Source organism: Bifidobacterium sp. VU/mBH4 (B4) (assembly GCF_058199535.1).
In genome coordinates this window covers 1-21,888 of the sequence record NZ_JBVPQJ010000008.1, presented here as the reverse complement: position 1 = coordinate 21,888, position 21,888 = coordinate 1, and the positions used below count along the sequence as shown (strand labels likewise).

At 50.6% G+C, this 21,888-nt stretch carries 17 protein-coding genes; 6 read left to right on the top strand and 11 right to left on the bottom strand.

The features are described 5' to 3' along the window. Positions 1 to 108 precede the first annotated feature (108 nt). Positions 109 to 1,191 (top strand): succinate dehydrogenase/fumarate reductase iron-sulfur subunit, encoded by a 1,083-nt coding sequence (locus AC0AII_RS08350; RefSeq protein ID WP_490446806.1) that lies wholly within the window; start codon positions 109 to 111, stop codon positions 1,189 to 1,191. Between the two features lie 73 nt (positions 1,192 to 1,264). After that, entirely contained in the window at positions 1,265 to 1,942 is a 678-nt protein-coding gene (locus AC0AII_RS08345; protein ID WP_490446791.1) for an O-methyltransferase, read from the top strand. An 18-nt stretch (positions 1,943 to 1,960) separates the two neighbouring features. Here AC0AII_RS08345 and AC0AII_RS08340 read toward each other — a convergent pair whose 3' ends face one another. The 4 genes from AC0AII_RS08340 to AC0AII_RS08325 form a co-directional block, all read right to left on the bottom strand. Then, positions 1,961 to 2,728 (bottom strand): LOG family protein, encoded by a 768-nt coding sequence (locus AC0AII_RS08340; protein ID WP_490446790.1) that lies wholly within the window; start codon positions 2,726 to 2,728, stop codon positions 1,961 to 1,963. A gap of 324 nt (positions 2,729 to 3,052) precedes the next feature. Continuing rightward, positions 3,053 to 3,808, bottom strand: coding sequence for an ABC transporter permease (locus AC0AII_RS08335; RefSeq protein ID WP_490446789.1), 756 nt, complete (start codon positions 3,806 to 3,808; stop codon positions 3,053 to 3,055). A gap of 31 nt (positions 3,809 to 3,839) precedes the next feature. After that, positions 3,840 to 4,754 (bottom strand): ABC transporter ATP-binding protein, encoded by a 915-nt coding sequence (locus AC0AII_RS08330; protein ID WP_490446788.1) that lies wholly within the window; start codon positions 4,752 to 4,754, stop codon positions 3,840 to 3,842. A 718-nt stretch (positions 4,755 to 5,472) separates the two neighbouring features. Further along, the gene (locus AC0AII_RS08325; protein ID WP_490446787.1) at positions 5,473 to 5,622 is read right to left on the bottom strand and encodes a hypothetical protein; all 150 of its coding nucleotides are present in this window, start codon (positions 5,620 to 5,622) and stop codon (positions 5,473 to 5,475) included. 118 nt (positions 5,623 to 5,740) lie between these two features. On the opposite strand from AC0AII_RS08325, the gene AC0AII_RS08320 reads away from it, so the two are divergent. Next, positions 5,741 to 6,007, top strand: coding sequence for a hypothetical protein (locus tag AC0AII_RS08320; RefSeq protein ID WP_490446786.1), 267 nt, complete (start codon positions 5,741 to 5,743; stop codon positions 6,005 to 6,007). 57 nt (positions 6,008 to 6,064) lie between these two features. Here AC0AII_RS08320 and AC0AII_RS08315 read toward each other — a convergent pair whose 3' ends face one another. Beyond that, positions 6,065 to 7,822, bottom strand: a complete 1,758-nt coding sequence (locus AC0AII_RS08315) for an ABC transporter ATP-binding protein (RefSeq protein ID WP_490446785.1) — start codon at positions 7,820 to 7,822, stop codon at positions 6,065 to 6,067. After that, positions 7,823 to 9,841: an ABC transporter ATP-binding protein gene (locus AC0AII_RS08310; RefSeq protein ID WP_490446784.1), complete on the bottom strand. Its 2,019-nt coding sequence runs from the start codon at positions 9,839 to 9,841 to the stop codon at positions 7,823 to 7,825. 175 nt (positions 9,842 to 10,016) lie between these two features. On the opposite strand from AC0AII_RS08310, the gene AC0AII_RS08305 reads away from it, so the two are divergent. Continuing rightward, positions 10,017 to 10,991: a helix-turn-helix domain-containing protein gene (locus tag AC0AII_RS08305; protein ID WP_490446783.1), complete on the top strand. Its 975-nt coding sequence runs from the start codon at positions 10,017 to 10,019 to the stop codon at positions 10,989 to 10,991. A gap of 355 nt (positions 10,992 to 11,346) precedes the next feature. On the opposite strand, the gene AC0AII_RS08300 is transcribed toward AC0AII_RS08305, so the two are convergent. From AC0AII_RS08300 to AC0AII_RS08290, 3 genes are all read right to left on the bottom strand, one after another. Then, on the bottom strand, positions 11,347 to 12,096 hold the full coding sequence (locus AC0AII_RS08300; RefSeq protein WP_490446782.1) for a hypothetical protein: 750 nt from the start codon (positions 12,094 to 12,096) through the stop codon (positions 11,347 to 11,349). A 62-nt stretch (positions 12,097 to 12,158) separates the two neighbouring features. Next, positions 12,159 to 12,440 carry a hypothetical protein gene (locus AC0AII_RS08295; protein WP_490446781.1) on the bottom strand — a complete coding sequence of 94 codons (282 nt, stop codon included), beginning with the start codon at positions 12,438 to 12,440 and terminating at the stop codon, positions 12,159 to 12,161. A gap of 744 nt (positions 12,441 to 13,184) precedes the next feature. After that, positions 13,185 to 14,516, bottom strand: a complete 1,332-nt coding sequence (locus AC0AII_RS08290; RefSeq protein WP_490446780.1) for a 3'-5' exonuclease — start codon at positions 14,514 to 14,516, stop codon at positions 13,185 to 13,187. 581 nt (positions 14,517 to 15,097) lie between these two features. On the opposite strand from AC0AII_RS08290, the gene AC0AII_RS08285 reads away from it, so the two are divergent. Further along, a complete protein-coding gene (locus tag AC0AII_RS08285; protein ID WP_490446779.1) occupies positions 15,098 to 15,319 on the top strand; it encodes a hypothetical protein in 222 nt (73 codons plus the stop codon). A gap of 96 nt (positions 15,320 to 15,415) precedes the next feature. Here the strand turns inward: AC0AII_RS08285 and AC0AII_RS08280 are convergent, their stop codons facing one another. Continuing rightward, positions 15,416 to 16,081 carry a helix-turn-helix transcriptional regulator gene (locus tag AC0AII_RS08280; RefSeq protein ID WP_490446778.1) on the bottom strand — a complete coding sequence of 222 codons (666 nt, stop codon included), beginning with the start codon at positions 16,079 to 16,081 and terminating at the stop codon, positions 15,416 to 15,418. A gap of 603 nt (positions 16,082 to 16,684) precedes the next feature. Between AC0AII_RS08280 and AC0AII_RS08275 the strand changes: the two genes are divergently transcribed. Further along, positions 16,685 to 17,077 (top strand): helix-turn-helix domain-containing protein, encoded by a 393-nt coding sequence (locus tag AC0AII_RS08275; RefSeq protein WP_490446805.1) that lies wholly within the window; start codon positions 16,685 to 16,687, stop codon positions 17,075 to 17,077. A 1,619-nt stretch (positions 17,078 to 18,696) separates the two neighbouring features. Here the strand turns inward: AC0AII_RS08275 and AC0AII_RS08270 are convergent. Then, positions 18,697 to 19,395: a hypothetical protein gene (locus tag AC0AII_RS08270; RefSeq protein ID WP_490446777.1), complete on the bottom strand. Its 699-nt coding sequence runs from the start codon at positions 19,393 to 19,395 to the stop codon at positions 18,697 to 18,699. Between the last annotated feature and the right edge of the window lie 2,493 nt (positions 19,396 to 21,888).

Genomic DNA, 21,888 nt, shown 5'->3' with positions numbered 1-21,888 from the left:
AGTGGGCATCGGGCCGTTTCCCGAACAAGGACAGGAGCAACCGTGACATCACAGTCCACGGAATCAGACGGATCCAAGGCATCCGGATCGGACCGCGATCCCCGCCCGGTGACCTTCCGAATAGCCCGGTTTACCCCACGACCTCAATCAGAGCTTCCGGCACGAACCAACCCATTCGCCAAAAGCAATCCTTTCGCCACAACAGGCAGTCGACGGGCCCGCGGACGTCGTTGGACGCAGGAGTACACGATTCGAATCGCCCCACAGCGCACCGTTCTGGATGCCCTTCTGCAGATCAAGCGAGAGGTGGATCCCACACTGAACTTCCGGTACTCCTGTGGCCATGGCATGTGCGGATCGGATGCCGTGCTTATCAACGGCCGTCCGGATCTGCTCTGCACAGCCACTATCGCCGACTGCCTGTCTGCGTCCAAGACCATGCCGAACGCATACACCTCACCCGGTGTAGTTAATGGAACTCCGCAGGTCCAACCGTCTCCAGCCTTCCGTCGCACCGGCACAGCGACACCCAAAACGGCCATACCCCCGTCGGCATCGCATCCGGATTCGGTCTCAGACTCAACGGTCTCAGACTTCTCGGCTACGGATCCTGTAGGCACAGCAGGCCCTGCAAAACTTTCAGAAGCTACAGGCCTTATAGATGCCACGCACCTTACAAAAACTTCAAACATTGCAGAATCTTCAGCAGTGGAGATCCGCCCGCTTCCCGGCTTCACCCCGCTCAGAGACCTGATAGTGGACACCGATGCCATGTTTGAGCAGATTCGACGCTTCAAGCCGTATCTGCTCCATGATGATTCCTCGGCTGATAGCAACCAAGCGGCCCAGGCAAAGGCGGCCGACACAAAGCCATCGTCGGAATACCGGCAAACCCCGGAAGAGCTGGCCAGGTATGAGCTGCTCAGCACCTGCATCGCCTGCGGACTGTGCCAGGGGGCCTGTCCTATTTATGCGGGCGGTGAGGCCTTTGCCGGCCCGGCAGCCATGATCGCAGCGGCTCGATTCATCAACGATTCCCGCGACAGCCATCGGCAGGAACGACTTGAGGCCATTGACCAGGCGGACGGAATCCAGGCATGCCAGTCCATACGGGCCTGCACCCGACCCTGCCCCAGAGGGATCGACGTGGGTGAAGAGATGTGGAAGCTGGTCGAAGCCGTTAAGGAGTAGTCAGACTCCTGCGCACACTAGGCAGCAAGAGCTTGCGACAGGCTTGTGCCCTCTAGTCGTTACCATGGTTAGCATGGACAAAACCTCGTACAACAACATCGCCAGAGGATGGGAATTCGCCGAGGCAAGCGCTCTGAACGTCGAATCCGACAAGTTGCAGACCTTGCGAGACAAGGCTTCGGAAGCCGGCTTCACCCAATGTTCCCGGTCTCAAGGCGCCTTCCTGCAGTTCTTGGCTGGCCGGAACGCTCCGGCTTCCATCATTTTGGTCGGCAACGGCTCCGTGGTCGAAGCCCTGCGCCTGATGACAGGCCTGCATGGTCATGGCCAGTTCACCGCCGTTGACTCCACAGCCCAAGGCACCTCTCTGGTCAAAAAAATATTCGCGGGCATGGAGAAAGCCCACCCAGGCATGAGGCTGCGGGCGGTCAACGCTGCTGCCCGAACCTACTTCCCCAGACTCAACCCCAGCGACTACGACCTTATCGTCGTCTCGGGCAATGGGGAGAACTACCAACAGGTTATGGACCAGGCTCCGCGCCTGCTCAAGGACCGAGGACAACTGATCTTCACGGATGCCTTCGATCTGCTGGACGATCCTGACAAGGGCGGCGTGCTCAACCCGGCCAATAGATCCGAGAAAACGACCACCTTACGCACCATCATGGAAGACATAAGCAAAGACAATGCCTGGGAATCCTGCCTGCTGCCCATCGGCACGGGCATGATCATGGCCACCCGCGCCCGCTGACCGCCGCTCGCCTAATTTTCAGGCACGTTGACGCAGGATAGTCTGGACAGCCTCATCGGGATCATCAGTGCGGATGACCAGATCGGGGTCCAGATCAGAGATCATGCCCCGCTGCCTCACCGTGTCTGAGATCCAATCGAAGAGCCCCTGCCAGTAGGCCCTGTCGAAGAGGACGATGGGCATGCTGGGTGCCTTATGGGTTTGAACCAGGGTCAGCACTTCAAACATCTCATCCAGTGTGCCGAACCCGCCGGGGCAGACGATGATGCCCGAGGAGTATTTCATGAACATCATCTTGCGTACGAAGAAGTAGCGGAAGGTGATGCCCAGATTCACCCAGCGGTTTAGTCCCTGCTCCATGGGCAATTCGATGCCCAGGCCGACGGACTTGCCACCGACCTCAGCAGCGCCCTTGTTGGCCGCCTCCATGATGCCAGGCCCTCCCCCGGTGATGACCGCCATACCGGCCTTGGCCAGGTCGCCGCCCATCTTGCGCGCAGCAGCGTAGTTGGGATCATCACGGCCGGTCCGGGCTGATCCAAAGATTGCAGCAGCTGGCCCCAGCTCCGCCAGCGCGCCGAACCCGTCGACGAACTCAGCCTGGATGCGCAGCACCCGCCAGGGGTCCATGTGCAGCCAGTCCGTGTCACCGCCCGATGAGAGCAAACCAGCGTTGGCGTCCGCCTCGGGAATCATGGGCCCGCGCATGATGACCGGACCGCTGTGGTAGGTCCTGCCCAGGTCCGGGCCTTCGTCGTCATTGTTATTGTCAACCATATCCGCCATACACGCATTCCTTCATCGGGCCCCGATCCGAAGGACCCGCTCGATCCTGTTCCGGCTCTCATGATAGCGGCCCCCGCCGCCCGGCTGACGGCAAGATCAGATTCATATCAGGAGAAATAACCGCAGGAGCTGAGGGTAGCGTGGACGAGCTAAATCAAATCAACAGAGTATGGTGTTGCAGTCCCAGACATGGACAAACAACTAAGAGAAAAACCGAGTTTGGCCCTCCAACCGTCCTATGGCTGGTGGCACGAATTACTTACAACTTGCTTGAATATTTCAACTTTCAAACATGTTTAATCAATGACACTTCGGGTTCCAAACTCACTCCACATCCCATTTGAAACCACGAACTGCCAAAAACACAAGCACTGCAGTAACAGCAAGCACGATGGAAGTTGAAAGCATAGCGCCCGTTTGCTGCAGAGGGTTTTTTGATGCCCAGAAAATGAGATCTCCAAAGAGAGTCGACGGAATCCATCTGATAACATTCGTCAACCAATCCGGAAGGATGGCGAAGGGGATGGCCAGGCCACTCAAAAACAACGCCAACAGTTGCACGAGAGCTCCCAAGTTGGTTGCCAACTGCGGTGACGAAAGCCAGCCACCCATTAAATATCCCAAGGCAAGAAACATGATCAGGCCCAATAAGGACACGACAAAAACTCGACCTACATCCTTAAACGGAAGCAGATTCAGCAATACCGAAGCACCTACTATGACAAGGATCTGCAGGGTCGCCATAATGAGCCTTACCGCCAGATACGTCATCAAATAGTCTGCTTTTCGAATAGGCGTTGTTGAAAGTACCCGGAGAGCTCCTGATTGCCTGACCTCGGCCAAAGGACCTGCGGTCATGGTCAAAGCTGTACCTGTCACTGCCAGAAAGAGCGCCATGGGCATAACGAATGGGCTGAAGTCTGGAGCATCAGCCTGCCCTTTCATCATCTCGGACATGAGAAGAAACATTCCCGCCATGCCGAAAGGGAAAATTATGACAAAAATAAAATACGAAGTGTTCCTGACTAGTTCACGAGTCTGCAACGCCAACAAGGGACGAAGGTGCCTTTTTTCTATCATCTGGAGTCCTAACAAAAATGAGCATCAACAATTATTCAAAATCATGCCCAGTCAACTTCACGAAGGCATCATAAAGGCTTGGTTCGTTCATACGTAATTGGGAAACCGCAGGATTGCTCGACAGCACAGCAATAACAGGATCCGTATCGTCGGCACGTATTAAGACGGTTGTCTTATCAACGACTTCCGGTTCGCCAAAAGTCCGAAGCTTGCTCACAAGATCCGTTATTCCATCTGGCGTTACTTGGCAGGATATCAACGTCCTCTTAGCATGTTTCCTTATGAGTTCCTCTGGGCTGCCTTGGGCTACAGACCGACCATGATCTATCACTGCTACTTCGTGGCACAGAACTCGCGCTTCATCTAGATCATGTGTCGATAGGACAATCGTCGTACCTTCTTCAGCCAGAAACCTAAGCACCTTCCAAAGGTCGTCTCGAGCCATTACATCAAGGCCAGTGGACGGTTCGTCAAGTATGGCTAATTTCGTCCGCCCGATGATGGATAAACCGACATTCAGGCGCTGTTTTTGTCCACCTGATAATTTCGCCACCTTGCGGAGCAGCAATTCGTCCAAGCCCATCCATTTTGCAACTTGATCCACGTCGCGCGGGTGATCATAAAGACTGGCCCAAAATGACAGTATCTCGCCCACTCTTTCCTGGGGAAAGATAGTGGACTCCTGGGGTTGAATACTCACCCGCTGATGAATCCACCGCGAATCAGTCTGCGGATTCCTGCCAAATATGCTCACAGTTCCGAAAGTCGGTTTTCTCAAGCCGACGGCTATTTCGAGCGTTGTTGATTTTCCGGCACCGTTAGGGCCCAACAGACCAAAGATGCCCCCTTCAGGGACAATCAGATCAAGGTGATCCAGCGCCTTGATAACCCCTGCCGGCGTTTCATACTCTTTAACCAGATTGCCAAGTTCTATAGCAGCATTCATTGGTGCCACCCTTTATGGTAGGTACAGCGGTTCGTTAAAGTTTCATTGCATTGAGCGGCCAAACCTGCCAGACACTCTTCAAAAACAATAGCACCAATGGTGATTGAAATATATCAGCATCAGAACCACTAGCAGTTATGACCTAATGTTCAAGTACCTGTCCACAAATCTAAAAGGGAAAAGGTAACTCAACGCATTGACAAATCGAGCGAACCACCAGTATCTGCCAAACATTCAGAGAAAGAAGAAAAAACTCACTTATTAATTCGATCAGCCATCGGCAATACGGAATCTCTGCGGTTCCCCTAATAAGACATCTGCAGCCCCCCCCCCCTGCAGCCTCTCTGGCAAAACAAAACACTATCTCCCTGAACCTGGTTTCCTCATCCATGGCTTCAGCAAGCGATTTGCTCAAATGCCGGAGTTCCCCGAGCGGAAACAATGTGTCTCGCAGGTTGTTGGGCGTTGCTTTTGCCGCAACGAGAACCGTTATCCGACTTTTACATATGGAAGAGGCCATGTCAGACTCTTTTTATACTGGGAAGGATCGATCCCTCCCACGAAGCACCCCAGGCAGAACTACAAGTTGCTTGAACCTATCAGGTTCCCCCCATGCGCAGTATGTCCAGCCACATAATGGGCACACTCAATCCCACCCGACAGCGATCTGTACTCATACTTACCTGATGCTGGCGGTCGGCATTGTTTCACCGGGTGCTCATATAGCAAGCCAAACGGCGAATGCCAGGCTTGCTGCGCCCAATATGCACAGCACGAACCAGCGCTTGTCCTTCTTGCCCAATACGAATCCCCGAACCATCAGCTCCAAGCCAAGCAAAGCCGCGAATACCATAATCCAGAAACCCATGTTCTAGACCTTTCGTTGAAGTTTGATGATTCGATCATGCTGGTCAGCCAATGAGGCGTCATGCGCAACGGTGACGATTGTGGATCCCGAATCGTGGTTCAGGGCAAAGAGCAGAGCGATGATCCTCGAACTGTTCGCTGAATCGAGAGCTGCAGCAGGCTCATCAGCAAAAACAGCCTTCGAATTCATAATGACGGCCCGTGCGAAGACTGCTCTTGCTTTCCCCCACCGGAATATTCAAGCGATTTTTGCCCAGTATAAACCCAATGCCCAGAGAGTCCACCACCTGGCCGAATCTTCTCGAATGCCCCTTGCCTGGCGTCCCTGCCTAGAGCAGGTACAGCTTGATGTTGTTTGCGATGCTCAAAGAGCTGATGAGCCTTGATTCCTGCAGAACGAACCTGATTTCCTAGCTCCTCCATGCAGCCGATTCAAGCTCTTTCTATAAGGACCAGCCTGCGCTCTCTCCCTGCAAGCGAACCATCCGCGCGAACTCACCATTTGCGGCCATAAGCTTCTGCGGAGAACCCTGCTCGACCACACGCCCATGGTCAAGAACGACAATCTTGTCTGCCTGTTCGACAGTGCGCATCCGGTGGGCGATGACCATGACGGTCTTCCCCACCAGTAATTGCGACAGGGCTTCCTGCACCTGCGTCTCGTTCTCCACATCCAGGGAGGCAGTGGCCTCGTCAAGCAGGACAATCGGGGCGTCCTTGAGAATGGCTCTGGCAATGGAGATTCGTTGCCGCTCACCTCCGGAAAGCCTAGAACCGTTTTCACCAATCATCGTCTCGTACCCCTGTGGCAGGCGTGAGACGAACTGGTCGCAGTTGGCGGCCCTGGCCGCAGCCAACACCTCCTCGTCACTGGCACCGCACCGCCCCATTCGAATATTGCCCATGACCGTGTCGTCAAAGAGCATCACGTCCTGGAAAACCACGGCATAGTCTCGCAGGAGAACCTCCGGATCCACATTACTTACATCCACCCCGCCTACGGTGATGGAACCTGCAGTAGCATCCCAGAAGCGAGCCGCCAGCCGAGCACAGGTCGACTTCCCGGACCCCGAGGGGCCCACCAGGGCTGTAATCTCCCCCTCCCTGGCAGTAAAACCGACATCTTCCAGAACCGGCTCACCTGCCGCCTTACCCGCAAGGCCAGGATAGGAGAAGGCAACATGGTCGAAGACGATATCGTGCCCATCGGGATGGAATTCCGTACTCCCCTCGGCTACAGGTTCCTCGTTGATGGAGCGAATCCGTCGGGCCGAACCCTGGGACTGGAAGAGCTCCGAAACCAGCATCAGCGCCTGATCAAAGGGCGAGTAAATCCGTGAGACTATCAGGAGGAAAAGGAACATGACCATGAAGTCGATTCTGCCCTGAATGATCAATCCGGCAGCCACCAGGAAGGTCGTCGCCACACCCAACCTCAAAACCACCATGGCGGAGTTCAATATGAGACCATTAGTCATCTCGGTTCGGACTGTAATGGCTTCCGTGTCATCGATGGTCGAGGAGAGCCTCTCCAGATACCTCTCTTCCTGGTTGGTGGCGTGAATCTCCCGAACGCAGTCAAGCGCCTCCTGAATGCCGTCACTGACCCGAATCTGGGCCTGCCTCGTACGCCGTGACGAAGCTTCAACGAATCGTCGAGTGGCAAAGATGATGGTGAAAGCCACCGGCACGCTCCAGAATGCAGCCAAATCAAGTGCCCAATTGATGGGCAGAAGCGACAGGAATATCAGGACGGATGAAACGACTGCGCCATAGAGCTGGCTCAGCGCATGGGCGTAGGCATGTTCCATGGTGGCCACGTCACCCAGAATTGTATCGGTCAGATCAGCCAGGTCACGCCGCCCGAAAAATGAGAGCGGCAGTTTGCGCAGTCTCTCGGCCAGGTCGATCCGCTGGGTTCCGGTCTGGCTGAAGACCGCACCGTAGGAATAACTGTACTGGAACCAGGAGGTGCCGAAGAGAATAAGCGCAAAGACCAGGAGACCGGCCAGATAGGGCAGGACTTTCGGCAGAGGCGCCCCTGCCGTCAGGTGCTCAACAAAAGCGTTCATGACCAGCAGAAGGGAGGCCGTTCCCGCCATGATAATCAGATTGGTCAGTGTGGTCCACAGCGTTCCCAAAACCACGATCTTCATGCCTCGGTCGGACAGGGCGTACTTCTTCTTGAATGAGGCGAACACTTATGCCTCACCTCCTTTCCTCTGGATGTCGGAATCACCGGTAGACGAGTCCGTAGCGAATGGCCCGACACCGGGAACGACGTGCTTCTCACCCGCAATGGGGCCTGCGGGATTTTGACCCGTTCCGGCGGCAGCCTTCGGAGAGTTGTCGACCTTCCAGGAGACCGCCCGTTCGTAATCAGACCAGATACGGGCATAGGTACCCTGCGCGTCAAGAAGCTGGCGATGAGTGCCCTGCTCTACCAGGTGGCCCCCATCCAATACCAGGATTCGATCGACATGAGTCACAGTCGATAGACGGTGGGCAATCATGAGAACGGTTCGCCGTCGGCCCCCTTCGGCCCGTGTCAATTCGGCCAGCGCCTTCTGTATCAAGAATTCATTCTCGGGATCGGCAAAAGCAGTCGCCTCATCCAGGACCACAATGGGAGACTTCTTGAGGATTGCCCTGGCCAGGGCCACACGCTGGACCTCTCCCCCGGAAAGGTAGATTCCACCTGAACCGAGCATGGTGTCAAGCCCATCGGGAAACTTGTCAACGATGTCCATGCACTGAGCCGCTCTCAACGCGTCCATGACCTGCTCAGGAGTGGCTTCCGGTCTGGCTGCGCGAACGTTCTCCAGGAGGGTGGTCGAAAAGAGCCTGTTGGTCTGAAAGACAAAGGCGACCTGCCCCATCAGATCGTGTGGATCGATGGATCTGACATCAATGCCACCCACAGCGACCCTGCCCGAATCCACATCCCAAAAACGTGGCAACAGACTGGCACAGGTCGATTTGCCGCCTCCCGAGGGACCGACCAGAGCGACCATTCCACCCTCCGGCACCTTGAAGTCAATCCGATCCAGTGCCGGGAGATCAGCACCTGGATAGGTATATGACGCCTGTTCCAGGGAAGCATCTGCTGACTTCGGGCGTTCCGGTTCGTCAGCTACCGTCAGAGGATCACTGCTGAGCACGCCGGCAATCCTGTCCAAGGCATCGTCGGCCTTGCTGAAGGACTCACTGGAGAACTGCAGACGGGTCATGGCCGTGGGGACCATGCCCGAGAAGACGGCGTAGAAGGCGAAATCGGCCACAAAAGAGGTGAAGTCACTCTGCCCCGAAGCCAGCAGGATGGCCACAGGAATCAGGAAGATCACGGTCCCGTTCAGGGCCGTCATCTGAATGGTCTGGGGCAGGTGGCAGATTTGCATGGCATAGTTCCTGGCTATTCGGCTGTAATGCTCGATGGCCTCATGGAACGCCTTGAAAGAGTACACCGTCTGTTGGAAGACCTTGACGACCGGAATACCACGGACATATTCTGTCCCGGTCTTCGACATCCGCACCAGCGCATCCTGGTATTCCGTCATAAAGGACTGCCCCTGATCGTTCATCATGGCACGGATGCAGACCAGGGCTATCAGAATAGGAAAAAGGCAGGCCAGGCCCATACGCCAGTCGAAGACCAGCATCAGTATCGGCATGCCTAGAATCATGGCGAAGGAGCCAGCCACGTCGGGGAGGATATGGGCGAGCAGATTCTCGGTATCGCCCGCCGAGCCATCAATGGTGCGACGCAGCTCGCCGGAGGCATGGAGGTCGAAATACCCCAAGGGAAGGCTCAGCAAGTGGCCTATGGCCGCTTTGCGCATGTTGGATGCGCTCCGGAAAGCCGCTAGATGCGTCATCAGCAGCCCTGCACAGTACAGAACGACGGAAGCCGCCGCAAACCCGAATCCCAGCCATCCATAAATGGCGATTTCCGTAGCCTGAGACCACCTCGGAGCAACGGCGAGGAGGTCTTTTACCGCCAGCCATATGCAGATGTAGGGTCCAAGGCCAGCAATCGTGGAGAGGGCGGACAGACCGCAGCCGAGATAGGAGAACACCTTACGAGGGCCGGCGAAATCAAGCAGCCGCCTGAGGGAACTACGCCCATGCGACCTCTCACGATTAGGCGCATCTCCCCCGCCCTGTGCTTTACCTTCTGCAGGATCCGGTTTGCTTCTCGAATCCGCCTGATCTGTGGTCATCTCTTTCCTCCAGGTTCATCCAAAACTCTTGTCCTTCGTTGCCATCGAACGTAATCTGAGAAGTCAATGCCCGGAAGACCGTCACAGAGCGACGGATGAATCCATAAAAGGTGCGAACGAAAACGAAAGTCCGCCGAGATCGCCATAAAGCCGGCAGGATGAAACCAGGTGAGCCATGACAGACCACACGATATACTCCGAATCCCGCGAGATTCAGACCCTCTATCGCCCCCAGGCGGAGCAACTCGGCATGGAACTCCATCACCGATCGGGAGGATTGGAAGGGCAGGTCAATGGCGACATCTGTCAGGGAAGATTCCAAGCCAATCCAGCGGGTCCTCATTGCCTGGTCATATGGCACGACATCACCTTCCTGCGCGAGATGGATTTCAGCGAGTACGCCATGACCGACTACGCCTGCCTGACCCTGGATGAAAGCCCGGCATCCAACCACGCTCCCTATGGGTTGCAGCCATGTACGAAGCAGGAGGGCAATATGGTCTCCTTGGTACAGCAGGCGGGAACAGTCACCAACCATATGCCGGCAGGCTTCCGCTCGCGGACCCGGAGCATCTGCATCCTCCCCGACTATTTCATGGAGCTGGAAAACCAATGGCCCGGCCAGGTCAAGGGACTCTCTGACGCCTTCTGCCAACCCTGGCCATCCGATATTGCACTGGCCGCTTCAACCGCCCTGTCAAAGTTTGCCCCAGGGAGGCAGGGCCAGACAGAGTTCCTCATCAAAGCACACATCGACCTACTCCTTGCAAGGCTGGCCCAATCTTCCTCTGCCTTTGTACAGAGCCACGAACCGTCACACGACCGCGACCTGGTCCAGCAGGTCAAAGCCCACATCCGATCCCACTTGGGCGGCGACCTCTCCATTGATCGGATAGCCCAATCCCTGTATGTGGGACGCACACGTCTATGCCTGGCATTCAAGCGTGAGACCGGCACAAGTCTGGCCAGGTACATCAGAGAGCAAAGAATGGACCGGGCCCGTCATTTTCTCTCGTCCACCGAGGAGGACGTTGCCTGGATTGGCCGGCAGGTCGGATACATGCGCCCCAGCTCATTCAGCGCCGCTTTTACCAGAAAAACCAGGATCTCTCCAATCGCTTGGCGTGGGCAGTGCGACAGTGCAGGTTAGTCTCGCCTCAATTGACACATCCGTAGTTTCGAAAGGCAAGCAGACCGTCGCTGACCCCAAGACTAACTCTGTAACAACGTTCCCTAACTGAGACCCTTTCCTGGTTTTGATTCGGAGGCCAACGGGCTGTACTGAATGATGGCGATGTTCCCGACCCAACAGTGGAGAACCGTCTCACGTACCTTCTCCCTGTAGAGCTGGTCCATCTGAGGCTTGCAGCTATGGGACAGACGTTCTCGAACTGCAAGGTGTACATGCCGTTTGCGCCAAGGTAGCGTATTTTATATCCGCTGAGCATAGTCTTGCAGAACAAACGTGGAATTACGTGTAAATAAAATAAATCAAAGAAGACGATCTACCTCTTCACGTATCTGATCAGCACATGAATAAATGTCATCAACTTTTTCGATTGCCATTCGATTGCATTGCTTATTTTCATCAAAAAGGCCGATATGTTTCTGCTTTCTATTGAAATTGAGGCGTGCAATAGGTTTCCTATTGTTATCATCAAGAAAATGGCACAATACTCTTTGGCATCACGCATAGTTACACGTTCCGGGTCGACATTCGAGCATGCTATAGCTTCTACAATTAAATAGGCAGTCCACTCTTCATCGGTAGTGACAATGTCACTTTCGAGCTCCATCGACCTATTTTCGGCGGTTGCGTCATCACCTGTTCCTTGAACATTCTGACTCGCTTCGCCAGGTTGAACAGGCAGTGTGGTTTTGACATCATCAGCGCCTAAAGCAGTTTTAAGACGATCGTTAACCTGTTCTGATAGAAACTGCTTCAATGCTTTACCAACTAAAGGTTCGAATTTCTCCTTTATATATGAACTAAAGCGACCATCATAAACATGCCTCGTAAGAAGCTTTGCAAACTCTGCAGAAGGTTCTTTGTATTCATTGCCAATGGCCCTTTTCAGCGAACCGACATACTTGAGTTCCTCTGCGCTACTAGCTATAGAATCGGTATCGAAATTAGGTTTAGTTAGTTTTCCAGAGCTTGCAACATCGTAGGAACGATATTTAATAGATCCAATACTAGAAAAGGTTTGGAATCCATAATATTGGGCTGGTCTATGTCCATATAGAAGTTCCAAACCTGTCCGTTAGTAAGATCCCTATACGCGCCTTAGTTGTGGCAAAATACCTGAATAGCTGGCTAGCATTGTCTATACTTAAAGGACAGCCAATTTTTGCATTCAACAAGAATTTGCACTTGTTCATCATGGACTAATGCATAGTCGACCTTTTCACCCTTCTTCAGGCCAACGTCTGCTGTAAATTCTGGTATAACCTCTCGAGGATTAAAAACATCGTACCCAAGTACTTGTCCTATGAAAGGTAATACAAAAGCAGTCTTTGTCGCTTCTTCAGTATCGATGATACTTTTCTGCTCCTGAACTTTAGCCGCTACCTGATTCAAACTCTCCTCAAAATCCATAATTGCCCTTCCCCATTGACCATCTGTATAACCGCATAAAATCAAAGCTTGTGTATAAAACAGACATACAAAAGGGTTTTAGACAAGTAAAGCTCAACCAGAGAATTCCGAAAAAGCCAATGATAAGTTGTTAATCTTATTGAAATGGGATTCAATCCTACAACTTTTATAGCTATGGACTAATCCATAACTGGTTGTTCCATCAGTGAAATTTTCGATAACAGTCATCATCCCCTGCTTCATTAGGACACAAAATACAAGGAAAAGAAATCCCTCGGTAAAGCAAAAATCTATTTAAATTTTTTATGGATACTGTTCAAATAACAAGAAGCAGCCATCTATCTATCTCTACCAAGTCAAACTCAGCTAGTCACCTATGTCTATCTAATGCCTATGCGCATCTACGCCCATGATTAAAGGCAAATACTTCACTGCGTTGCATAAACGAGTCATTCCCATCTAAGAGCTGAGAAATAAACTTATAAGCCACTTGCAACAACAGTACAGAGGGATTTGTCCGGCATAAATCCTTGACAGATAAGCTATCAAAACTGCGCTAAGCTGTTATGACTATAGTCGCAAAGCCATCTAATGAGTGAAGTTACCCATTTGAGTCAAAAGCGATAACTACGTTCATGCAAGCGAGATTGCATTGCAACCATCATGCAAATATAGCAACAGCCACTCAGCTGATTTAACTTTTCAACCCGGACTGCTTATATTTCAGCAGCTCATAATTTCCCTTCACATAAGCAAATGTAAATCATCATCCTCGCCATGAGCAACCTGCTTGATTTGACTCAGTTCTATTTCAGAATGGGCATAAGGGAATGAGACCCGCAACTGGCGGGTTCCTCTTTTGGATCTAGCGCCGAAATGCGCGTATGATACGCCGCCTTCAGGCGGAACCTGACGGTAATGGCGTGATGTCTGCAATACGGTGAGGCATCCGGCATATTCTCCGTCAAGCCAGACTTGGATCGTCGGCCAGCCTTTGTACTTACCTGTTTTGATGAATCCATGCAGCAATCTCACCCAGGCCTCGTCGCTGGAGGAGAATCGGTTAAACAGCTCTTGGTGCTTTGCCGCACCCGACACACCGACGGTCTGCCACTTATCTATACCCTCTACAATGCACTGACCGTCAGGACGCTTATTGCATGGGCAATGGACGCCCCTCCCTTTGAAGTGCTTGGATCTCCTATGTTGCAACGCCGTCGAAGCGCTGGATGAAGAATCTGACGCATTGAAGACGGTAGTGAACCCGCCGCTTCGTTCGCTCATATACCGACGCATCCATTCAAAGCACTCCTGCGTCTGCGCGGCATCAGACAACGCACGATGCTCCTCGTTCTCTGCGATGCCGAATCTGCGAATAAGATCCTGCAGCCGATGGTGCTTCTCCTGCGGAAACAAAGCTCGGCTCATTTGCAAGGTATCCATGCACACAGGGCCGGGCATGGTATACCCGACTCGTGCACTCTCAGCTTCGAAAAACCTCATATCGAAACGCAAATTATGACCTACAACAGGGTCGTCTCCTACCCAGGACCAGAACAAAGGCAACACATCGCCGATTTTCGGTTGACCCTCCAGCATGGCATCAGTAATGCCGGTCAATTCGACAATCCTGCTGTCCAACCTCCTGCCAGGATCAACCAGGGTATCGAAACTGTCGACAATGTTCCGGCCTCGAACCTTCACTGCCCCGATCTCGATGATCTGATCCATCTGTGCACGCAGACCCGTCGTCTCGGTATCAAGCACCACATAATCCGCAGGCAAGCCGTCATCGTTGCCGGCAGGTTTCGCATTATCGTTTGAAGCAACCAGCTCGTCAGCAGGCCGTTTTGCATGTTTTCCTCTCGGACCATGCTTTTTCTTAGCGTTCGGGCTTATATGCTCATTTCCAAGGTCTTTGGTCTGCTGCTTATTCGCCACCGCGTACAATACTGCCAACAGAACGATAACCGCAATAATGATTCCTGAGATCACCGGATGCATGATGATCACGCCGAGCAATGCAAGAATGACAATGCCCAGCAACGAGCCCTTGTCATTCTTCCTTTTTCTCACGATTGTTAAGCTACACCGCAGCCTGGAAACCCACCAACGTCATTCTGATTCCCTTTATGAGGACGTGCAAACATCAGCGGGTACCTTAACGTGGAACGAAGAGCATGACTTATGCAGGATCCGATGCGGATATATCACTTTCTGCATAAGCTCGCTCATTTACAACATGCCCGAATCAAGGAACTGGGCAAAAAGCGATACTGAACATCGACCGGCAGTAACTGATACGATGCTTATATGCTTGTGCTATGACTGCTGAAAACAAACTAACCTTTCTCGCTTAGACATGCGTGATATTCTATTGCCGTTCACTGAAGACGCGAGGAAGCGCAAATGCGCAAGGGCATCGCGGCTATAGCAGCCACAATAGTCATGTCAATGGGCTTGTCATCGTGCTGAGGAAATTCTTCAACAACCTCGGATGCACGAAAGCAAACGACCAGTTTACAAGAGAAGCCCAAGAAAACGAACAAAGCCCTACAGCCCGCTGATCTGACAGGGACATGGAAGCAGACAAACGGTTCCGATAAGAACCCTGCCAGCAAGCAACGTTAACCGCCGATAGCATAGAAATCGGTTGGGTGAGCCCCGACACCACCAGCCTATACTGGTCCGGCAGCTTCACTCCGCCCACCACCGCCGGTGACTACTCTTGGACCAGCCAGGGCAACAAGGACAAAATGTCGCAGAGCTTGCTCGCATCACAGGACGACACCAAAGATTTCAAGTACGAAAACGGCGAAATCACCTACAAGGCCAGCGCGATGGGCACCACGACCACCGTTCATCTCAAGAAGCAGTAAAAATCATCCGTATAATCCCCCCCCCCCTCAACTTCTACCCAAGAAATGTCATACAAAAGCGTATTTCTGAGGTGCGATCTGCTTTCCCTATGCAGGTCAGATCATGCCAAAGATATGAATCAGAGTCCAGACGATACCTGCACCCAGAGAGAATCCAACGGCAGAAGTCACACAGAAATTGATGACCGGCCCCACAATCGGATGGGACTTGAACGCCTGGCTGTAGTATCGATTTCCGGGCATGAGCCACTTCCGTTCAAAGCGGATTCGTTTACTACGGTCCACTTCCTCGCCAGACAGAAAGGCCTTGATCTCCCGATAGGTCTGCACGTCATTGCGGGCTTTAATCTGCTCGATGTACGCGGCAGCTATGATACCCAAAATGCCCGTTATCAGAGCCAAGGCAAGCGTGGCATACAGAATCACATTTGACTTATTCAACTTCATATAGAGAGCAAACCCGACGATAAGGGTCAAAAACATGAAGACCGTGAGAATTCCACAGACCAAGCCGAGTCGGCGAAGGTTTTTGGTTTCCGAATCAATGCTCTTATCCATGATGTCGAGATCTCCTCTGATCAGCTGGTCGATGGTCACATCGAAGAGGTTGGACAGGAGGAGCAGGTTCTGCACGTCCGGATAGGTACGGTCGTTCTCCCAGTTGGATATGGTCTGGCGGGACACAAATATCTTCCCCGCAAGATCATCCTGGGACATGCCCCACTCCGAGCGATACCGGCGAATCTGATTGCCCAGTTCCATACCCCTGCCACTCGCTTTCCCTGACCATCGTTCACTGACTGATTGTTGGTCGATGACTATGTGCTTGCATCATCGTGACCTGCGCAAGTCCGACCCCCTCAAGCTATCAACCCAACCCTCGCCCACCAAAAATTCCCCTGCCAAAAGTCTTTGACACCCTCCTTTTCAAGGATTATCAGCATGGCTCAACCAGAATGCAGGCAGGAGAAGCACCTCAGACAGGTTATCAACGCCGTACCAATCACACTCGCCACCCGTGGCCCATTGCTAAGCCCTATGTATTGTCATGCAATTAGGCCATCCAAAGATAAGAAGGTGTAGCCAGTAGGACAAGACCCGGTCATACTCCCCATGATCCACGAGTGACATCGAAGGATTAAGTCAACTGATGTGCTTCACGATTGGAAATCGGCCATCGCCTCCGCGGCAAGACTCGACGGATCCGGTCCGTAGATACTCATCGGCATGGATTAGGGCCCTATCCTGAAAATGGCAGCCACTTGCCAAGGCGACTCTAAGAGGGCAACTTGGGTAAGTGGCTTACATACCACGCCATGACACCGGCATCAGACAATGCTATAAGAGAGTTCAGAACAACTATGAATTGACCAAGGAACAGACGGGAATCAACAGCTGTATCGAAGTAAGCAACCAGATGCTCAACACCACCGAGACCTGGTCCAGCAGGTCAAAGCTCACATCCAATTCCACTTAGGCGGTGACCTCTCCATCGATCAGATAGCCCAGTTCCTGTATGTGGGAAGCACCCGTTTAAGCGTCGCCTTCAAGCGTCAGACCGGCACAACTCTGGCCAGGTACATAAGAGAGCAAAGAATGGGACGGGCCCGCCATCTTCTCTCACCAACTGGGGAGGACATTGCCTGGATCGACAGGCAGGTCGGATATATGCGCACTAGTTCATTCAGCACGGCTATCACCAGAGAAACTGAGGTTGCACCAATCGTTTGGCACGAGCAGAGCAACCGTGTCAGATAAGCTCGCTGCAATCGAGGCGTCAGCAGTTGAGAAAGCCAGGCAGCTGGAACAGCACCCCGGCTGATCCACGCTGCGTGTAGCGGCAGGACGAACAATATCTGCCCCCCTACCTATCGCTAGCAACAAGTATCAACCCATGGCCTGCTTTCTGACATACTCCTGACTAACAGAGATCACGCCCATGCAATGCTGCGGGGGAAGATGTGCAAAAATACGAGACACAGGCATCAAGCCTGCTGACTACCCCTCCCCCATCAGCCATTCACAAGTCTTGCAAAGCCAAACCCTTCTTATTATTGATTTCACGGAATGTTGAAACATATTATGAGCGAGTAGCCGGCATGCCGCAGTGCCGAGCATGATGTGGATGCGTAACACTTCGACAGCCAGGTAGGGGCAATGATGAACCAGAACCGCACCCGTAACCACAGCGATTCACAGACCTTCAGAAACCAAAGTTGATCCTTGACATGCTCGGGAGGTCGGTCTCGTTCCCGATTATGTTCATCTTGCCCTTCTCCTTCCTTGATCCAAGTGCATTCATGCAGAACCTCAAGCGCGTGGACTATTGGACTGCGGCCTTACTTCTTACGGCAACGGCCGTGGCGGACGACCTTATCGTGGAATATGGCCCGGTAGACCGAGCCAGGGAGCGGCGGCACGTGCAAAAAAGGCCTGAACTGAAAGCCGAAACATGTCCATCATCGCATGGACCATCCACACCGAAGCCAGGATAGGCACGAAGGAACCTCAGTGAAAAAATGAGTGCCTGTCACGAGACAACCCGACGGAAGGCCAGCTAGTCGCGCCAAGCAGTGCTGGTTTGAGCCAACGTGCGGCATCTCACGAGCATGCTCTTAGTTCAATACGCTGCATATTCTTTTGCAGGAGTAATTATAGGCATCCATCTCCTTTTTTAATATGACCACGACTCTGCCCCGCAAATTGCCCTTTTTGAGAAACGCATCAAACAAAATGAAAGAAACTAGTCGATGGTCACGGAACAATGACTTACGAGAAAATTTACGATGACTTTTAATACCAAGAGTGTCCAACAGACGATAACTGAGTTTACGTGACCTAATCAGGTTCTTCTGGCCGATCCTCTTGGGATAGGTGACGTCCTTTGCTATTGTCATCAACCTAGTAGACATGTCTTGTCGTTTCCCAGCCCACGAGCCCCGAGACTTACTATTTTGTGAATTACTGTCATTCTTGGTTTCTGCTTCCCCAGAAATAAAAGAAACCCTACGTTGTCATCTGCCACGGGAACCTGGGTCTTGCGCATAATGACAGAACCTCTGCAGTAATTTTCCCGATTGTGGACACTCATCATCGATGTGATTATCGATCATAACCGTCAGTGTGTAATACCTCATTAAGTGCCAATCTGACGAAACCGCTCAATCATGTTCTGTCCATCGTGATAGCCGCCCTCATCTCTTAACAGAAGGCAAGACTACATATAAAAGTATGTGAATTTCTCATCCGTATGGATTTATTTCAGAAATAGATTTAAGATGATATAGTAGATTTGGCTGGCTAGACACTCACATACTAAATATATTCGAACAATAATTCTCTATTTCTTAGAAATAGTTTAAGCCTTGGGCTCAACATCATCGCTTTAAACGCTCAGCATTAACTGTATCTATATATTTGAAGATGACTATTCCTGCCATAGATGCACAAATAGTTACCAGTGTATCTATTTGAGATTCATTACTGGCGTTATCTACTACCAGAGACAAGAAAGACAATATTGGAGAAATAACAATACCTGATAAGACGTATGTGAAAGTAGTGCGGTACCAATTGTTTTCATTTCTCCTTAAAACATCAGATAAATATAATATATCAACATATGTTTCCGCTGCTAGCATTAACAGAAGCATTGTATAGAGAAGGCCTAAATAAATATTCTTTCCCTCAGACATTTGATTCAGCATTTCCACGTAATCTTTGGTCGCCATTTTCATGTCAATCATTGTTTCAACCACAGCCATCGTGATTGAAGCATAGAGTAGATGTATTACCATACAATTTAAGTTATATCCTGAATTATAAAGTAATTTAACTCTACTAAGTTTAATAGCGACTGGTGCAACCACTATCAGTAGATCGACAATGCCCCATATAAAAATAATTCCATGCAGAGTGAATTGTAAAATTACTGTCCTATATACAGCAACGGCCGAGAGTACAATAATAACAACAACCGCAATAAATAGCGCAATCCAAGCAGCAATACATAGAGATTTACGCAGTTTTGAAGGTTCTGCTGATTTAGAAGCTTTTGCTTTATTACATATATTCACACTTTAACAATATTGATTTTTTGAGCAATAGAATCAGCGCGGTTAAAAAAACACACTCTTTCCACATTCTTTTCGAGTTCCAACAATGGAGGTATTTTTCAGAAAATCATCCCAGTCGATATTCTATAGGATTAGATCAGGAACATAGAAAAATCACTAGCTAGTTGATTGAAATCTTTGCAAACAGGACTTATACCGTTCTAGACAACAGACTATAATAAAAAATGCTCACATCCTGAAAACGTGTATAATTCAAATTGTATTGCTTACTACTAACCAGCCAGCGCATATATAAGTACATTAGGTTAAACCACAATACACTATGGCCACTATGCGAAAACACAGTTGAAGATTTCGTCTATATGCATGAAAAACCTATAAATAGTCGGCAGCTCGCCGTTAGTTCCGTCCCGCTTAGTTTTTTAGTGGCATTAATAATAGATCAGAAAGGCCATTCCTAGAAAACTAAACAGACAAATTCTACATAGATAATTGAAAATATAAGGTATAAACTTACTTTTAATGAAAAACGAAAAAACTTCAGAATATTGAAGCCCCGATGGCGGACAAGTGAAGTATCATGTATAAATTATCTACTTTGTGAGTGAATGAACCCCCGTCTACCTTGCTTATCATACAGCACACGCGGCTCTCAAGTCGGATCAAACAACCTACACAAAATCATGTGCTCTTGTGTCATTTATTAGACCGCGCTATTCCTACATATTCATGGATGAAGTGGAGGAGAGAAAGAGCATGGCAAATCAAATAATAACGGCACAGTAAATAGCATCAGGCAAATTTAAGAATAACAAAATTAGTTTAACTCCTGACAATTAATTCATATGTTTCAAATATAATAGCGCAAGCAGAACTTAAACAATATACTAACTGTCTGCGAATCGGATCCTCAACCCCCCCCCCATCTCCTATCCGTCACTTGCTAGATCCATGATCATAGTAGTGTTTTGGCGTGCCGTTTGCTTCAATGCTGGTGGTCGCGTCAACGAAGAGATTGAAATCGGTGGTGACGGTTCTTGCGTTGATGAATACTTACTAGGTTGTGGATGCCGCTAGGGCTGACAGGACTGTTGATGAAGATGCCATCAACTCCAGAGTGATTGCGCGCTGCATGCTGACAGCGATGTCCGTGTGGCTCCAGCATAGGGACTGGCACCGCAGAGTCTGTGTTACCCAGTAATGATGGGAACCTCAGTGAGACCGTGTTTGTGACGGTCTTATTTATGGTTTTCTTCGACAAACTAGACATTGGGGTCGGTCTCCAAATAAAGGACACACACTTACGGCACATCGCCATCGGCGCTCCGATAATGGTAACGATCTGGGAATAATGGGGGTGGCCGAAATAATGCTTCGTGGCGGGATGCTCTGGTCGGGGTAAAGCACCTTGACCTGGATTGTGGCTTCTATGGTTGAAGCCATGATAATGTCTCTAAGAAAAGTGACTTACCACGCGCAAGATTCAAAACTAAAGCTTATTTTGTCAATTCTGTACCTGACACCATGGCCGAGTCTTTTCTCGTGTTAACGACCTGTTTGACATGTACGTCAGCGAAACCGCTTCGCGGTATATCCGATAAGATAAGACAGATATGTCCAAAATTATGGCCTCGTATTCTAGAGGATTCACGCCTTGAGCCTGGTCTCGGATATGCTGTAGTTCAATCGAACGTGGACACCGACTTTCCCAGCTAAGCATATAAATCGGTAGACATTTACTGCCAGTTAGCAATATCGGCCGAATGATTCAATTGCTATGAAATTGTGCAATGTCGCCCATTTGTGGAAACAATATATAGCGAAGTGAACAATTTCTATTTAGGGCCCACACCTGCCAAACAACTCAAAAGTCTTGTTGGAAAAGATAGGACTGTTCCAAGCGTAGTTTTTGATAAATACCTATCAAGTCTTTTAGAATGCTTCTTAACTAATTTGTTCGACGCTTAAGATGCAGCAGAAAACTTATTACTTAGACCTCTTACGAGAGCTCTCTTCGGCTGGTGAGGATAATATGTTGCGTTTTGTGTTTAATTCTGACAACAATGTTGTCATTCAAAGTAACTCCCGGCGAGTCCGGTACAATAAGTTCCTGAGTAATATAGAACCTAATTAACTAGATCAAAGGGTATAAGGACTTCATCATAGCCATACGTGAATTTAGATAGAAGCTGGAAGAGCTATGAGGGATAGCGCGATCAACCGGTTTGCAGCACAGTAAATAGCACTTCACACACTGTACATGGACTGTGACCTATCGATTTAAATCCGGGCACCACCTCAATGAGGCTTGTTTTGAGAAGACTTTCGTCTAACAGAGGCCAAGAAAAAATAGGGCTCATGTCGAACAGCGAAGAAATAAAGAAAAAGCCTCTAAACTTTAGAAGCTTCAACATAAGTGCGCCAGACAGGATTCGAACCTGCAACCTGCTGATCCGTAGCCAGCTGTATAATAAGAACTGATTTAGGAACAGT

Bases quoted from the DNA above. Each gene is read 5' to 3' on its own strand.
- AC0AII_RS08335 (WP_490446789.1), bottom strand. From the start codon at position 3,808: ATGATAGAAAAAAGGCACCTTCGTCCCTTGTTGGCGTTGCAGACTCGT.
- AC0AII_RS08330 (WP_490446788.1), bottom strand. From the start codon at position 4,754: ATGAATGCTGCTATAGAACTTGGCAATCTGGTTAAAGAGTATGAAACG.
- AC0AII_RS08340 (WP_490446790.1), bottom strand. From the start codon at position 2,728: ATGGCGGATATGGTTGACAATAACAATGACGACGAAGGCCCGGACCTG.
- AC0AII_RS08345 (WP_490446791.1), top strand. From the start codon at position 1,265: ATGGACAAAACCTCGTACAACAACATCGCCAGAGGATGGGAATTCGCC.
- AC0AII_RS08280 (WP_490446778.1), bottom strand. From the start codon at position 16,081: ATGGAACTGGGCAATCAGATTCGCCGGTATCGCTCGGAGTGGGGCATG.
- AC0AII_RS08305 (WP_490446783.1), top strand. From the start codon at position 10,017: ATGACAGACCACACGATATACTCCGAATCCCGCGAGATTCAGACCCTC.
- AC0AII_RS08320 (WP_490446786.1), top strand. From the start codon at position 5,741: ATGATCCTCGAACTGTTCGCTGAATCGAGAGCTGCAGCAGGCTCATCA.
- AC0AII_RS08325 (WP_490446787.1), bottom strand. From the start codon at position 5,622: ATGGGTTTCTGGATTATGGTATTCGCGGCTTTGCTTGGCTTGGAGCTG.
- AC0AII_RS08295 (WP_490446781.1), bottom strand. From the start codon at position 12,440: ATGGATTTTGAGGAGAGTTTGAATCAGGTAGCGGCTAAAGTTCAGGAG.
- AC0AII_RS08310 (WP_490446784.1), bottom strand. From the start codon at position 9,841: ATGACCACAGATCAGGCGGATTCGAGAAGCAAACCGGATCCTGCAGAA.